This is a genomic window from Acetivibrio saccincola, from assembly GCF_002844395.1.
GTDB classification, from domain to species: Bacteria; Bacillota; Clostridia; order Acetivibrionales; family Acetivibrionaceae; genus Herbivorax; species Herbivorax saccincola.
Genome location: NZ_CP025197.1, coordinates 2,730,673 through 2,746,275 on the forward strand (window position 1 = coordinate 2,730,673; position 15,603 = coordinate 2,746,275).

Sequence of the window (15,603 nt, forward strand, 5' to 3'; positions counted from 1 at the left end):
TTTTATACCTCCCAATCGGTTACAACTCTTTTTACTAATGCTACAAAGTTCTTTTCAGCAATCTTTGCTACTTCCATAACCCCTTCATGGCTTAATGGTTCGTCAAGTATTCCCGCTGCCATATTTGTTATACATGAAATTCCCAAAATGTTCATACCTGCATGATTTGCAACAGTAACTTCAGGAACGGTGGACATCCCCACTGCATCTGCCCCTAAAATACTCATAGCCCTTATTTCTGCAGGTGTCTCATACATAGGACCTTTTGCAAAAATGTACACACCTTCTCTTACATTAATGCCCTCTTTTAAAGCAGCATCTTTACAAAGCTGTATAAGCTCCGGATTGTATGCCTTGCTCATATCAGGAAACCTTACTCCAAACTCATCAATATTTGCGCCCCTTAGTGCAGAAGGTGCAAAAAAGCTAATATGGTCTTTAATTATCATTAAATCCCCCGGGTTAAAATCTTTGTTTATTCCTCCGGCAGCATTTGTAACAATGAGATTGTTTATACCCATATATTTAAAAACCCTGATGGCAAATACAACTTTTGAGACATCATATCCTTCATAGTAGTGAAAACGTCCTTTCATAGCAAGTATGTATTTATCCCCGATTTTACCAAATATCAATTTTCCATCATGACCTTCAACGGTGGTTACGGGAAATCCCGGAATGTCGCCATAATCTAGCACTAAAGGTTCTTCAATCTCATTTACCAAAGCTCCTAAACCAGAACCTAAAACAACTGCTATTTGGGGAGTCTTCCCTATTTTTTTCTTTATATATTCACCGGCTTCTTTTATTTCACTTAATATATTGCCCATTTGCTTACCTCCTAAGGTTTTATTTGTATTTCTTTTTATTCTTTATTTTCTCTAAAAGTCCTTACTTTTTAGGTTGAACCAAATTCTAAATCTTATCCCATGTAAATTATATAACGGGCATTTGAAATTATCAACACCTATTTACATTTATGTTCATTAATTTTCACTCAACTACAATTTAAGCCGGTCACATATTTTTATCTTAAGTATAATTTTTATTTTGCGTCTATAACAACAGTTTTTGTTTCTAAATCCCAATTCACTTTAGCTTCTAAAAATTGCTTTAAGTTTTTTTACGTGTTTTTCCATACCACATTTTCCCTAAGGCTTTCATAATTATTTAGTGATATAATATATATAAGGCTTTCATACCTCTAATCTTTAGGAGGCTTGCTATGCGTAGTCTTTTACACCGTTTAAAAAATGTATTTATCATAATTACATCTGTAATTTCCGGGATTTTTCTGTTTTTGGTAGTGCTTTCGCTGATTTTTAAAAATACTGTTATGACAGCGGATTTTCATAAAAATATGTTTGAAAAAAATGAAGTTTACTCCGAAGCGCAAAGAGTAATTGACAGCTCCCGTGAAGATGTAGTAAGACTTATAAAGGGACAGTCCCCGGAATTAAATGAACAGCAAAAAGAAATTATTTATATTTTAGAAAATTCCACTTCCCCTGAAATGGTAAGAATAAATTTAGATAATATAAATCAGGATATTTTTCAGTATTTTAACGGAAAAAGGAGGTTTTTACCTGATATCTATGTGGATATGAAACCTCCAAACTTAGATGATGCATATGGGGAAAACCAAACAGCCAATTCTAATTATGTTTCAAACAGAATAACAAGATTAAATTTAAATGCACTTATAATGTCTATAAACAGGAGTGATATTTTAGAGGTATTTTTATTAATAAAACTTGTATTTTTCTTTGTAAATTCAATACCAAAGTTTTTTATCCCGGCAATACTTTTTATGCTCTTAATTCAAATGATTATTTCTAAAAGAGCTGGCAAAATTGGAAAATGGCTTTTATACTTGTGTTTTTCCTGTAGTTTTCTTCTTATTGTTTTTGCCATATGCATCTATATTTATTCTCATAATATGCTCCCAAACCTGATTAATGAGGCTGCGCTGCCAATTCCAATAAACCAGGATGTTCTTTTGTCTTATATACAAGACTCTGTATCTTTGCCTGCGCTTCTTTGCCTTTTATCCGGTATGTTTTTATTTCTTTTAACTTACATATTTGTAATTATTAATAAAGCTGTTTATAAATCCGTTGTAAATAAAAGAGTGTTTAAATTTTCATTTATGAAAAATCATACAAAACTTTTAAAGTATACCCTTTGCACTTTTTTATTTGCAGCCTCAATTTTTGGATTAGCATACAATGTCCACTCTTTTAAGAAGGATTTTAACGCCAATAATTTTTCAAATATTGTATCTAAATATACCAATTATAATTCCGCTACAGAAGTTGTATCTGCCAAAAATGAAACTATATATACCTTACAGATTAATCTCGTAGATTCCGATACAAATGACCCTGTTGAAAACATTGAAATAAAAGTAGACGGTAAAACGGAAACAGGCGACAGGCATTACAATTTGTCAAAAGTTACCGACCATGAGGGAACTGCAAAGTTTCATCTTGGGAAGGGTACTTTTTATATTGATTTTTCATCTACCCAGTTGTCAGATAATTATATTATGCCTTCACCTTTTTACTTCGATTTAACATCTGTAGGAACCACCATTATTACCATTAATCTTGACAAATACAATGAAATGGAGAACTATGGGATAGTGGAAATAGAAATATTAGATGAAAATAATGAGCCTTTTGAAGGTATAGAGGTTTTTATTGAAAATTTAAAAACAAATAAAAACTTAGAAGGAGAGCACAAAAACAGTTTAGAACCACCGGACGAAAACTGCTTAGAACCGGGAACTGAACCTGACAGGTACTTTTCTATAACAAATTTAGATGGAATAGCTTTGTTTAAAATGGAAGAAGGAATTTATAAGGCGGAATTTTCAGAGGACAAATTCCCTCAAGAATACATTGTGCCTGAACCTTTTTCAATTAAAATTTTACCCGGCATTGTATCAAGGTACACAATAAAGCTTGCAAAGAGTGAGTAAGTTTTTTATATAGTTTAGCGGGTTCTGACAATATTTACATAAGAATTATGTACTTCAAAATTTTCTATATCCTCACCGTAAAAAATTAAAAGAAAAGAATGCTCTTTTAAGTCTTCAATTTTTGTATCTACCGGAATGATAGATAATAATCCTTCTTTTTGTTCCCATTCAATTATATAATTATCGTCAAATGCAGGAATAATTTCCCCATCACGCAATACAACTGCTTTATAAGTGCCTGTATTTGCAGTAAGCAGTTTATAATAAATCTTATTTTGCTCATCAGCAGTTATTTTTTTATTAAATGTCATATCGTCATCCGGTTCACCACTTAAAGCCAGTGAATACAAAGCTCCGCTTGAAAGTTTTTCCCCATCAATAAAAGTAATTTGTTCAGTATAATCATAACTTTCAGTTTCTGTATTAAAATTAAATGAGGTACTTTCTCCCCTAAGTTCATGTTCTGCAATTGCTTTAATTGTCAAAGTTGCTTTGTCATCGTAGCAGTCAACAGGAAAAAATATTGAGTAAAACATTATTTTATGCTCTTCTCTGCCACCTTTTAAATTTGGCTTTAATTTAATCTTTATTTTATCAGTTTCTCTGCTAGCCAACTTTTTATTATGGTAAAAATATTTTTCACTCTCACCATTTGCAGAAAAGCTTTGAATTTCACCATCTACAAATAAAAGTAATGTAAATTGTATCTCTTCTTTAGAAATATTCATAAATTCAAAACTACAATCTAAACAGCCATTATTCAATTCTAAAATTCTAAAAAGTCTTCCCTGCCAACAAGTTTACCGTCTCTATGATATAAATAAAATCCTCCAGCCATGTCATACTTCTCTTCAAATTCTTTAATATCCTCTTCTGTTAATAATCTTTAATCTTTGCTCATCAGGTGCATCTTTCTCTTTCAAAGATACATCATCTTCCATTGTAATTACATTATCAGGCTCTTCTCCCTTATAACCATCAATAATAACTTTGACAACAGCTCCAATAAAAATTAATGCCAATACCAAAACAATACCTATTTTTTTATTTTTTGATATTGTTTTCATAACTTCACTCCCTTTTATTTCATATATTTAAAATCCAGTTTGCCTGAAATATTTCAGATACCGGCAAACCATACTGAAAATTAAAAATCATATAGGATATTTCGCTTACTACGATTATGGCACACAGCAGCATAAACAAAGCAGATGGACGCTTCCAATAATAACATGCAAGCACAACCAGCACACACAGCAATGATATTAATAATATTCTAACTGCTGCATTCAGCCAAAAATACTGTAACAGTGTTAAAGAAGCGGATACATTTGAAAATAAAGAAATATTGTATACAGGTGCTCCCTTTTGCGGCAGCACGTATACTTTGTCATAAATATATAAATTACAGAATGAAAACATAAGGCTGAACGCTGAACTGCTTACAACAGCATATATCATTTTACATCTTAAAACATTCCATCTTCCAAAAGGCGTAGAGTTTAGTATAGGATAAAACCCGTTTCTCATTTCCACCAACATCACCGCACAGGCTAAAAATATAACTGCAATTAATTGAAACAGTACAACATTTTTTTGATTAAACAGTTTTTCCCAATAATAATCATACACAATCCAAGGCTCTTCTTTTTCTTTTACCAACTGCCACTTTTCGTATATATACTGAAACTCTCTTTCTCTTGTCATGCAACTGTTATAATCATCCATAAATGTATTATACTCATCCCTCTCTAACTCGCCTTTCAAAAATTTTTCATGCATTTCAGGATACAGATTAAATGTTTGTATAATAAACTCTTCCTCATCCATCAGATATTCTATCTTTTCAGCATTTAACGGTCCACTAAGTTTTGCCTGATATTCCAAAATAACACTCTCTTTTAAATTGTCAATTGTAAAATCCAATTTTACATAACAAATAGAAATACAAAGGCAAACAAAAAACATGGCAATAAGGAAAAAAATCATTTTGCCGTTTAAATTTTTTCTAAATTCCTTTATTAAAAGTTCCATCTTTTCTACTTCTCCTGTTTAAAATGTTTTTTTCACCTAAAATCAGATATGCTCCCAATATAATTACAATAATTATTGATGTAATTATAGGAAAATAGTAAATTTTGAGAAGATGTCCGGCTATCTCCCCATATCTTGGCATTTCAAAGTAATAAGCCGGGTTTAAATAAGCCATGGGATTAAATGCTTTCTGATACTTAATAAAACTCAATTCTTGAAGAGAATAATCTCTAAAATCTCTAATCCAACCTATATTTTTCAAAAAATAATTAATTTCAAAATAACTGCTTGCTAAAATACAAATAACGCCCATAACTATACTCGCTATAAAACTGTCTGTAATCTTGGAAAAAAACATCATAACGGCAGCCCAAATAAGAGACAATACAACCTGGGCTAAAACAGAATACATAAAGAACTTACCAATTGTCATACCGGAAGCAGTTTTTTCAAAACCCTTCAACATATATAAAGGAGCGTTCAGATTTTGAAATTCATATCCAAAACATTTAAGCATTATAATTAAAAATCCAAAAAATAAAACATTTAATAGCAATACAAAACAAAATACCGCCAATATTTTGGCACATCTTAGCTTTATCCTTCCATTCGGTGTAGCATTCAATATTTCAAACATATTGTATGTACTTTCCATGCTAAAAGAATTGCCAACTAAAAAAACAATCCCTAATAAAAACAACAAGTATAAAATTCCTAAGTTCAGTATACACACATACTCTATATTGTTCACAAACACAGGGCTTTTCTCGTTTTTATACAGAGCCTGAACAAGTTTCCCTTTATTTGCAATGTGCTTATCATTGTTTTTTAATCCATATTGTTCTAATTCTTTCCCCTGGCTTCTAATAAACTCTACATAATCTTTTCTATTATTTATTTGATCAAGCTGCTCTAAAATATATCTTGCATATATAATTTCAATAAGCATGGGATCCAACCACATGTCAGCAAGGTTTCTTAATTCTTTTTCCTTTTCTTCCGTCATCTTTCCTCCATATTTATCACATACTTCCCGGTATCCGTCCCCATATGTAAATGTATATTTATAATTAAATAAAATTGTCCCAATCACGGCTAATAACAGCATTAAAATTATTACAATAACTGTAGATTTTCTAAAAAAAATTTTCTTTAACTCACCATATAATAGCTCTATCATTGGTTCCCCTCCCCAAAATAGTAGAAATAAACATCGTCCAAGGACGGAGTTTGACTGACGGCTTCTTTTATTGGTTGTTTCTTGTCATATACTATACAGTAAGTTTTTTCTTTTTCGGTTATTGTCTTTATTATTTGCTTTTTATTTACATAATCCAGGTACTTATCTTCTATCTTCCAAACAGCACCTTCCAATTCCTTTGTAATATTTTCCTGTAAATCATTCTTTATTAATTGGCCATTCTTTAGCAGCAGTACTGTTTTCCCAATCTCATCCACGTCTGAAACAATATGAGTGGATAAAATTACTATGCTGTTTTTTCCTGCATCCATCAACATGTTTTTAAAATGCATTCGTTCCTTTGGATCAAGGCCAACTGTCGGTTCATCCAGTACAATTAATTCCGGTTCACCAATAAATGCCTGTGCAATCCCCAGCCGCTGCTTCATTCCCCCTGAATATGTACTGATTTTATTGTCTATTACATCATTTAAATTCACCTTCTCTGAAAGCTGGCTGACCATTTTTTCTTTGTCCTTTTTAATGCCTTTTAATGCACATATATAATATAAAAAATCCCTTCCTGTAAAATTAGGATAAAACCCTGCTTTTTGAGGAAGAAATCCTATTCTCTTTCTATAGTGTTTTCCTAAAGATAAAATTTCCGTACCATCACATAAAATAGTACCTTCCGTTCTTTTTAAATTATCCACTAAAATGTTCATAAAGGTTGATTTACCTGACCCGTTCGGTCCGAGAAGAGCATAAATACCCGGCTCAAATACCGCTGTTAATTTATTTAATGCCAATTTCTTCCCATAATATTTTGTTAAATTCTGTACCTCTATTTTCATGACACCCTCCATCAAATTATAGACATTTCAAGGTTCTATTTTTACAATTTCAGTTCCGTCTTTTTTAATTGCATTTATATATGGATTACTTATTCCGGTCCCGGTTTCATCCGTTTCAACCACTTCAAAAATCCATTCTGAATTATCACATACATAAAGATTTAATCGATGGTGATCTTTCTTCAATAAAGTTATTTCTGATGTGTCTAAATTATATTTATACAGACTGGGAATGCCATCTCTATCTTCAGTTATATAAAAAATATCCCTACCGCTTACGTTGTAACTCCCACTTACATTATCTAAAATCAATTCAGATTCCCCCGTTTCAAGATTTATACGCATTAAATTACAGTTATCTTCTTTTATCTGCAGATAATATAATGCTGAATCTACAGCCTGCGGTTTTACAGCCTGCTTTGCTAAAAGCCTCTTATTGCTGCCATTAAGTTCCATTTCGTATAAATAAAAATCCTGTTCACAAAAATAAATTTTATCATTATAGCAGTTAATATTGCCAACTAATCCGGGTTTTTGATTAATTTCCAATACTTCTTTTGTTTTTAAGTCCACCCGCAGCATATTATTAGTACTAACAACAATAAGGTAATCCTTATACCTTATAAAATACTCAAAATCTTTCTCCAAGTTTATGTACGGTTTCATTACATTATTTTCTATACTATATATGGTGGTATAGGACAAATCGGCATTTTTACACAATATCATATTTTCATAAGATTGAAGGTTATATATCGAATAACGGGAGATACAGGGTGGTCCACTGTGACTGCATCCTAACCTGCCGCATAAATAATTTATTTCTAAACTGTCGTAATCTATAACATAGTTTCCTTTAAACATTCTCACTATACACCCATTTGCAGACGGCAACTGGGACATCGAAACGGAAGAATTGTTTCCAATTTGATTTCCATAGTCGCTCTTTTGAAATTTTATATTTCTACTATCTACACTCAATACAGCATCATCATTAACATTAATTAAGCACCCACAAAAATAAACAGAAAAAATCATACTCCAAATCATTATTATACATTTTTTTGTCATGCTAAATCACCTTTTGTTTTTTGAACTTAATATTAATCATACAGGCAGCTTATTTAAGCTGCCTGTATGATTAATATTATACAACTATGATACTTACTACAACATTCATGTAGTTTCTAGGAAGGAAAACGTGCTGCACCATACCACACACCATATAAGTGTGAAGTATTTGAAAAATTACATTGTATATAAGTAACTGTTCTTGGTCTGTATCCTTTCTCCCATCTTAAATAATTACTGTAATTACTGTCATTAGATATTTGATTTGGAAATGATACTACCTGACCATTGTAAATTATGGATAAATCTGTAATCTTTAAATCGGCTTTGTGTGCAGATGTAATGTAAGCAAAAGGTGCATCATATGTACTATTTGAACCTCCTATACCTACCATATAAACACCGTAGGTATCGCCTCCACTAGCACCGCCTGATGTATAATACTCTCCTCCCCAGGAAGGGTTTTGCGCATTTACAACTGTTACTGCAAATGTTAAAACTAGAGCTAATGATAATACAAAAACACTTACTCTTTTCAACATTTTAACCATTTTTGTTATTCATGTTATTGAAGGTACCTTCTTCATATGATTATACATATTTATTTGTTTTTTGTCAACACTTTTTTGACATTATTTAATTAATTTTCATTTTATATTTTTATTTGACAACAAAAATTAAAAAAACCCGTCCTGTTTCCAGAACGGGTCCTTTTCGCCAATTCCAATTTACTTTTTAATATCAGGCAGATTCTTCATGCTTTCCTTTATCAAATCATCTGAATACTCAATATCTACAAGCTTCTCATTTAAATAATTGTCGTATGCAGCCATATCAAAATATCCATGTCCGCTTAAATTAAACAGAATAACTTTTGACTCACCTGACTCCTTACACTTTAACGCCTCAATAATAGCACCTCTTATGGCATGGGCAGACTCAGGAGCAGGTATTATACCCTCTGTCTTTGCAAATTTAAGTGCTGCATCAAAAACTTCTCTTTGTGGAACAGCTTGTGCTTCAATAATTCCATCATGATAAAGCTGGCTTACAATTGGTGACGCTCCATGATATCTAAGTCCTCCTGCATGAATACCCGCCGGAACAAAATCATGTCCTAATGTATACATCTTTGCAATTGGACCAACCTTTGCAGTATCCCCATAATCATATGCAAAAACACCTTTTGTAAGTGTAGGGCAAGCTGTAGGCTCTACAGCAATTAATCTAATATTGGTTCCGTCTAACTTGTCCTTTACAAATGGAAAACCAATTCCTGCAAAATTGCTTCCTCCACCACAGCAAGCAACAACAATATCCGGATATTCATCCAGCACCTCAAGCTGCTTTTTAGCCTCAAGCCCAATAATTGTCTGATGCAAACATACATGATTTAAAACACTGCCTAGTGCATAATTGGTATCATCATTTGTGGCTGCAACTTCAACAGCTTCACTTATTGCTATACCTAAACTACCTGTAGAATCCGGATCCTTTTCTAATATAGACCTTCCACACTCAGTTAAATTACTTGGACTGGGTATTACATTAGCACCAAATGCCTTCATAAATGAACGTCTATATGGCTTTTGCCCATAGCTGACTTTAACCATATATACTTCACATTCCAAGCCAAAATGATTACATGCAAGGCTTAATGCACTTCCCCACTGACCGGCACCGGTTTCAGTCGTAAGCTTTTTTATGCCGGCCTTCTTATTGTAATATGCTTGTGGTATGGCAGTATTAAGCTTATGACTTCCGGTAGCATTTACCCCTTCATATTTATAATAAATTCTGGCCGGTGTATCAAGAAGTTTTTCTAAACCCACAGCCCTATAGAGAGGACTTGGCCTCCACTGCTTATACATCTCCCTTACTTCGTCAGGAATGTCTATCCATCTCTCTTCGGAAGTTTCCTGTTTAATTAATTCCATGGGGAAAATTGCTTGAAGCTCATCCGGAGTAGCAACTTCATTTGTCCTTGAACTGAAATACGGTTCCGGTTTGTTAGGCATGTCTGCTAATACATTGTACCATCTCTTAGGAATGTCTTCCTCGCTTAAAAATACTTTTCTCACATCTTTTTTACTCATCTTTCTCATCTCTCCTCACCGAATATAACTTTATATACATTCTACTAAAAAAAAATATAAAGTTCAACTGATATATTTACGGGCTTTATGTAAATAATTATAGACAAAAAAAAAGCTAATAGCTTTTTTTAAATTTTAACTCTCATAACACAAACTTTGTTTCTTCCTATATCCTGCCAGTATTCTATATGGTTACCGGACTGTTTAAAACTCTCAAATTCATACCCTTTTGAAAAAATGTACTCTGCTATATCCTTTGAGAAAATCAGGGTCATTGCCTCATCACTTAAATCAGGCACTTTTCTTAGAGTAAATTCCTTATACAATTCCTTAAATTCATCAAATAAAAGTACTGTATAACTGCCGCTGGAATTTTTATAAATAGTGTGATTGGAGGATATTTTACAAATATCATTTATGTCAATTTGTCTTTCATCCAACAGCAAGTTTCTAAGCTTTTCATCAATATAAAGTCTCTTCCTCTTTTCAATATAGTCTAAAACATCTTTCTCTTTGAAATTTTGAACTCCTTTAAGATTAATGTTTAAAAAATCAGGGGTTTCATCTTCAAATAAAACAACAGTGACATCGTCCTTATTTCTATACCAAATTTCTTTTTCGCCCATGAAAATAATGTCCCCGTTTATTTTCTTCTCGCTAAATGGCGGGAACAAATAAGGACGGTTTTTAAAAAATTTCACCATTTTTAATTCAACTTTATTAGAGTCCTTAATAGTAACTGTACAAGGATCACCCCATATGTCCCTTTCCACAATTACCATTTTGCCTGACTCATTACTGTATATAAAGCTTTTCTTATTAGATGTCATAAGATCTTTTTTGTCAACATTTAAGAGCTTTTCTAAACTTCTTATCTTATCCTTCTTTAGTGAATTAATAAAATCAGCAGCTTTTTCTGAAGTATCATGAATACTGTCTTTTAAATTCTTTGACAGACTGGAAAATATCTCTTTTCCTTGACTTTGCCCTGATGCCAACTTAGATGAAATGATATCAACTAAACTCCTCATACCCTCATTCACCGAGCTTAGTGCTTCCTTTTTATTACTCATGACATCACCCCTTTTAAATTAAGCAAAATGACCCTGGAAGGATACTACATTGAAAAGTTTGAAGAGTTGTTATATCTAAAAATTTGAAGAATTGCTATGTGAATTATTATATTCAAATAATACTTGACTTACTATCAATTATACCTTAAATTATCAAAAAAACCAAGCCCTTATTCATAAATTAATAAAAATACATTTTGTTACAGTTGTTAAGATTTTATTTACACAAATATTTAATACTTTTAAAGGAGGGAGAGATTTTTGAAAAGCCCTCCCTTAAATATATTTATGTCAGGCAATATTATATATGTCTAAAGTTTTGTGAACTCGCTCAAAAAACAATCCTGCCACAAACCATGCCGGTGCATAATCTATCCTTACCAGATTATCAATGGCAAATTTACCTGAGTAGTACCAGGGATAACGTCCTAAAAGGTTAAGTAGTATTGTCCCGCTGGTATATTCTATCCCCCAGATTATAACAACCCATAAAACTCCTCTGAATACCCACCTCCACTCTTTCATAATATCATGTAAGGGTTCTAGAAAGATTGCACAACCGTATATAAAGAACATCCATAAATTTGTGTAGGCTTGCATTACTATGTCCCCAAAAATCAGGGAGTGCAAACCGGTCCATACTATTTCTATACTCCATCCAATTACGCCATAAATTATAAATCTTTTTAACATACTTTTATTTTTTACATGATAAAACTTTTTAATAGTTGTAATTTATTGTTTTATTAGCTTTTACTTCTATTTTGCATTGCTAATTTTTTAAACGCCTTGTTTTTACCCATATTTTAACATATATAGTTTAGCTTCAAATTATGAATATATTGGGTTACTTTTGAGAATTATAAAATTTGTGATTTAATTTGTGATTTATTAAATTACTTAGAAAAATTTAATCAAACGGGGTGTTGTATTGACTAAAATTGGAGAATTTAAATTAAATAAAACAAATTCACTTGTTATAAATTTAATATCTTTATTGGTTTTTGTGTTGGCAACATCTGCATTTTTAAAATTATATAATCTAAATTTTTTAAATTATATTTTAAATATCAATTTCTTACTTTTAATTTTCTGTCTTTTTGTAATTATAATTATATTACATGAATTCATACATGGTATTGCATATAAATTTTTTGGGGCTAAGCTTAAATTTGGATTTAAGCATCTTAATATATACACTGCAGATACCTCCGGTAATGTATACGGAACTAAAGAAATGTTTGTAATAATGTTTTCACCATTATTATTTTTATCAGTTTTATTTATAATTTTATCTTATTTTTTTAAAAAAACTTATTTTTATTTTGCATTTTGTACGATATTTAATATGGCATGTTCCATAGGTGACATAATCCTCTTTATTTATATGCTTTCAAAAGGTGGTGATTGCAAAATAAAAGACACAAATCACGGCTTTTTAATGTACAAAAAAAGTTAATTTGAATACATTTTAATATAAAAGTTTTATTTTTTTATGAAAAACCCCTATCATATTTTAAAAATATGTGGTATTATATTTAGTAAGTTATTCAGGTAATCTTTTCTATTGTAATTTTATTTCTTTACCGGCAAAGTTATTACTAATTTAAACCATTGTTTTTGAGCACAGTTTTATTGTTCTATTTAAAAAATATAATATATTTAAAAATTTATGTTATTTATTATCTCAAACAGGATAATAATATAACATAAACTAAAATGGAGGGTGCCTATGTATCTATTTGGAAAAATTACTGTAACTGCTGTTATCCCCGAAGAACTATCTAAACTAAAAGACATTGCTTATAACTTGTGGTGGTCTTGGAATTCTGATGCCATAGACCTCTACAGGGAAATTGACCTTGCTCTTTGGGAAAAACTCGGGAAAAACCCAGTCAGGTTTCTCAAAGAGGTTAGTCAAAAAAAATTAGAAGCAAAAGTCAATGATCCGGATTTTATGAGTAGGTACAGAAAGGTAGTCGAAAAGTATGAAGCCTACATGAATGAAACCGATACATGGTTTAGCAGGAACTTTCCAGATAAAAAGGATCACATGGTTGCATACTTTTCTGCTGAATATGGTTTAAATGAAGTCCTTCCTGTTTACTCAGGCGGTCTGGGAGTTTTATCAGGAGACCACTGTAAGTCTGCCAGCGACCTGGGAATACCTTTTACTGCAATAGGACTTTTTTATAAACAAGGTTACTTTCACCAGCATATTAATGCAGACGGGTGGCAAGAGACAATATTTACCGACCTGAATACGTCTAATTTGCCTATAAGACCGGTTTTAGACCAGAATGGTAATAAGGTTACCATAGAGGTGGAACTTCCTGGACGTATAGTTTTTGCTAAAGTATGGTATGTGCAAATTGGTCGGGTGAAACTATACTTAATGGATACAGATCATGAACACAATAATGAAAGTGACAGAGCACTCACTGCAAGATTATATGGTGGAGACCAGGAAACCAGGATTCAGCAGGAAATTTTCCTTGGCATCGGAGGCTCCAGGGTTCTTGATGCCTTAGGAATCAAACCTACTGTTTACCACATGAATGAAGGTCATTCAGCTTTCTTAGGTCTTGAACTAATCAGAAAGCTTGTGCAGGAGAAAAATCTTCCATTTAATGAGGCCAGGGAAGTTGTAACATCATCAGTTGTATTCACCACTCATACACCTGTACCTGCCGGAAACGACGTCTTCCCATTGGAGATGATTGACAAATATTTCAGCCATTACTGGCCTTCTTTAGGAATAAGCAGACATGAGTTTTTAGACTTAGGATTGAAAATTGGGGATCATCAAAACTTTAATATGACTGTTTTAGCCCTAAATCTTTCAGGTCAAAGAAACGGGGTTAGTGAACTTCACGGGGCTGTATCCCGTAACATATTCAAAAATGTATGGCCGGGAATTCCTGAAGATGAAATTCCTATTGGTCACATTACCAATGGTATTCATACTCTTACCTGGCTGTCTCCCACAATTAAGTATTTATACGATAAATACTTAGACAGCGACTGGTATGAAAGACTTTATGATCAAAGTGTGTGGGATAAAGTTGATGATATTCCTGCAGAAGAATTGTGGAAATCCCATTGTGTACTGAAAACAAAAATGATTGGATATGTACGTGAAAAACTAAAGGAACAAAGAATAGCCAATAATGAATCCATAGAAAAAATCAAGGAAGTTGATACTCTCCTGGATTCTAATGCCCTGACCATCGGATTTGCCAGAAGGTTTGCAACTTATAAGAGGGCAAACTTAATATTCAGGGATTTGGCAAGGATTCAAAAAATACTTAATGACCCTGAAAGACCTGTTCAAATTATATTTGCCGGAAAAGCACACCCTGCTGATGCACCAGCACATGAGATAATCAAACATATTAATGACATTGCAAAACAAGAAGGCTTCTATGGAAAAGTTGTTTTAGTTGAAAACTATAATATGACACTTGCCCGCAATTTAGTACAGGGAGTTGATGTGTGGCTAAATAACCCGCGCAGACCTTTAGAAGCTAGTGGAACAAGTGGTCAGAAAGTTTGTATAAACGGAATTATTAATTTCAGCGTTTTAGACGGCTGGTGGTGTGAAGGATACAACGGTAAAAATGGTTGGGCTATTGGAGATGAAACCTTCTACGACAATGAATACCACCAGGATAATGCAGATAGTGAATCAATTTATGAGATACTTGAAAAACAAATAATTCCTGCCTTCTATGAGAGAAATGAAAAAGGTATACCTGAGAAATGGGTTGAAATTATGAAGGAATCGATAAAATCAGCTGCAAGTTTATTTAGCACTCATAGAATGGTTCAAGACTACACAAATATGTACTATGTTCCTTTAATGGAAAGAGTTGATAGACTGACTTCAAATAACTTTAAGCTTGCAACTGATTTATCCAACTGGAAAAAGCATATTTCAAGAGAATGGCCTCAGGTGGATATTATCCCTGATAAGCAAATAACCCAGCTAAACAACAAAAACTTTATATCAGGGGAAGCAATACCTATATACGCATCAGTTAAGCTTGGAAATATTGAACCATCAAGTGTTAAAGTTCAAATTTGCTATGGAAATGTAACCAACGGCAATAAAATAGAAAATCCACATATAGTTGATATGCAATTGGAAGAAAAAATATCCGACAATACTTACAGTTATAGTACAAATATAACCCTTTTTGAAGGCGGAGAATATGGTTATACCTTCAGGGTAATTCCAAATCACCCTGATTTAATAAATCAGTTTGATTTGCCTTTAATTAGATGGGCAATACAATAATAAGGATTTTAT

At 32.4% G+C, this 15,603-nt stretch carries 14 protein-coding genes; 3 read left to right on the top strand and 11 right to left on the bottom strand.

Translation table 11 applies throughout. The features are described from left to right. Positions 1–2 precede the first annotated feature (2 nt). A complete protein-coding gene (locus HVS_RS12250; protein ID WP_101302780.1) occupies positions 3–830 on the bottom strand; it encodes a purine-nucleoside phosphorylase in 828 nt (275 codons plus the stop codon). A 395-nt stretch (positions 831–1,225) separates the two neighbouring features. On the opposite strand from HVS_RS12250, the gene HVS_RS12255 reads away from it, so the two are divergent. Further along, the gene (locus HVS_RS12255; RefSeq protein WP_101302782.1) at positions 1,226–2,983 is read left to right on the top strand and encodes a hypothetical protein; all 1,758 of its coding nucleotides are present in this window, start codon (positions 1,226–1,228) and stop codon (positions 2,981–2,983) included. 14 nt (positions 2,984–2,997) lie between these two features. Here the strand turns inward: HVS_RS12255 and HVS_RS12260 are convergent, their stop codons facing one another. The 10 genes from HVS_RS12260 to HVS_RS17765 all read right to left on the bottom strand — a co-directional run bounded on the left by HVS_RS12260 (position 2,998) and on the right by HVS_RS17765 (position 11,984). Further along, a complete protein-coding gene (locus tag HVS_RS12260) occupies positions 2,998–3,747 on the bottom strand; it encodes a hypothetical protein (protein WP_101302784.1) in 750 nt (249 codons plus the stop codon). Positions 3,748–3,843: 96 nt separating this feature from the next. Then, a complete protein-coding gene (locus tag HVS_RS12265; protein WP_101302786.1) occupies positions 3,844–4,050 on the bottom strand; it encodes a hypothetical protein in 207 nt (68 codons plus the stop codon). Positions 4,051–4,069: 19 nt separating this feature from the next. Then, a complete protein-coding gene (locus HVS_RS12270) occupies positions 4,070–5,017 on the bottom strand; it encodes a hypothetical protein (protein WP_101302788.1) in 948 nt (315 codons plus the stop codon). Continuing rightward, the gene (locus tag HVS_RS12275) at positions 4,992–6,197 is read right to left on the bottom strand and encodes an ABC-2 transporter permease (protein WP_101302790.1); all 1,206 of its coding nucleotides are present in this window, start codon (positions 6,195–6,197) and stop codon (positions 4,992–4,994) included. Before HVS_RS12275 ends, HVS_RS12270 begins: the two co-directional genes overlap by 26 nt. Further along, on the bottom strand, positions 6,194–7,051 hold the full coding sequence (locus HVS_RS12280; protein WP_159063453.1) for an ATP-binding cassette domain-containing protein: 858 nt from the start codon (positions 7,049–7,051) through the stop codon (positions 6,194–6,196). Before HVS_RS12280 ends, HVS_RS12275 begins: the two co-directional genes overlap by 4 nt. 27 nt (positions 7,052–7,078) lie before the next feature. Continuing rightward, on the bottom strand, positions 7,079–8,122 hold the full coding sequence (locus HVS_RS12285; protein WP_101302794.1) for a DUF5050 domain-containing protein: 1,044 nt from the start codon (positions 8,120–8,122) through the stop codon (positions 7,079–7,081). A 116-nt stretch (positions 8,123–8,238) separates the two neighbouring features. Continuing rightward, on the bottom strand, positions 8,239–8,673 hold the full coding sequence (locus HVS_RS12290) for a hypothetical protein (protein ID WP_101302796.1): 435 nt from the start codon (positions 8,671–8,673) through the stop codon (positions 8,239–8,241). Between the two features lie 177 nt (positions 8,674–8,850). Next, positions 8,851–10,218, bottom strand: coding sequence for a TrpB-like pyridoxal phosphate-dependent enzyme (locus HVS_RS12295; protein WP_101302798.1), 1,368 nt, complete (start codon positions 10,216–10,218; stop codon positions 8,851–8,853). Between the two features lie 128 nt (positions 10,219–10,346). Beyond that, the gene (locus HVS_RS12300) at positions 10,347–11,291 is read right to left on the bottom strand and encodes a hypothetical protein (protein ID WP_101302800.1); all 945 of its coding nucleotides are present in this window, start codon (positions 11,289–11,291) and stop codon (positions 10,347–10,349) included. A gap of 291 nt (positions 11,292–11,582) precedes the next feature. After that, on the bottom strand, positions 11,583–11,984 hold the full coding sequence (locus HVS_RS17765; RefSeq protein WP_101302802.1) for a putative ABC transporter permease: 402 nt from the start codon (positions 11,982–11,984) through the stop codon (positions 11,583–11,585). 238 nt (positions 11,985–12,222) lie between these two features. Here HVS_RS17765 and HVS_RS12310 point away from each other — a divergent pair, with 238 nt between their 5' ends. Together HVS_RS12310 and glgP are read left to right on the top strand one after the other, a co-directional pair. After that, positions 12,223–12,750 carry a DUF3267 domain-containing protein gene (locus tag HVS_RS12310; RefSeq protein ID WP_159063454.1) on the top strand — a complete coding sequence of 176 codons (528 nt, stop codon included), beginning with the start codon at positions 12,223–12,225 and terminating at the stop codon, positions 12,748–12,750. 273 nt (positions 12,751–13,023) lie between these two features. After that, on the top strand, positions 13,024–15,591 hold the full coding sequence (gene glgP, locus HVS_RS12315) for an alpha-glucan family phosphorylase (protein WP_101302806.1): 2,568 nt from the start codon (positions 13,024–13,026) through the stop codon (positions 15,589–15,591). Positions 15,592–15,603 lie beyond the last annotated feature (12 nt).

What these genes read in the sequence shown, in the direction of transcription:
- HVS_RS12290 (WP_101302796.1), bottom strand. Translation starts at nt 8,673, where the DNA reads ATGGTTAAAATGTTGAAAAGAGTAAGTGTTTTTGTATTATCATTAGCT.
- HVS_RS12265 (WP_101302786.1), bottom strand. Translation starts at nt 4,050, where the DNA reads ATGAAAACAATATCAAAAAATAAAAAAATAGGTATTGTTTTGGTATTG.
- glgP (WP_101302806.1), top strand. Translation starts at nt 13,024, where the DNA reads ATGTATCTATTTGGAAAAATTACTGTAACTGCTGTTATCCCCGAAGAA.
- HVS_RS12300 (WP_101302800.1), bottom strand. Translation starts at nt 11,291, where the DNA reads ATGAGTAATAAAAAGGAAGCACTAAGCTCGGTGAATGAGGGTATGAGG.
- HVS_RS17765 (WP_101302802.1), bottom strand. Translation starts at nt 11,984, where the DNA reads ATGTTAAAAAGATTTATAATTTATGGCGTAATTGGATGGAGTATAGAA.
- HVS_RS12270 (WP_101302788.1), bottom strand. Translation starts at nt 5,017, where the DNA reads ATGGAACTTTTAATAAAGGAATTTAGAAAAAATTTAAACGGCAAAATG.
- HVS_RS12285 (WP_101302794.1), bottom strand. Translation starts at nt 8,122, where the DNA reads ATGACAAAAAAATGTATAATAATGATTTGGAGTATGATTTTTTCTGTT.
- HVS_RS12295 (WP_101302798.1), bottom strand. Translation starts at nt 10,218, where the DNA reads ATGAGTAAAAAAGATGTGAGAAAAGTATTTTTAAGCGAGGAAGACATT.
- HVS_RS12275 (WP_101302790.1), bottom strand. Translation starts at nt 6,197, where the DNA reads ATGATAGAGCTATTATATGGTGAGTTAAAGAAAATTTTTTTTAGAAAA.
- HVS_RS12250 (WP_101302780.1), bottom strand. Translation starts at nt 830, where the DNA reads ATGGGCAATATATTAAGTGAAATAAAAGAAGCCGGTGAATATATAAAG.
- HVS_RS12280 (WP_159063453.1), bottom strand. Translation starts at nt 7,051, where the DNA reads ATGAAAATAGAGGTACAGAATTTAACAAAATATTATGGGAAGAAATTG.
- HVS_RS12255 (WP_101302782.1), top strand. Translation starts at nt 1,226, where the DNA reads ATGCGTAGTCTTTTACACCGTTTAAAAAATGTATTTATCATAATTACA.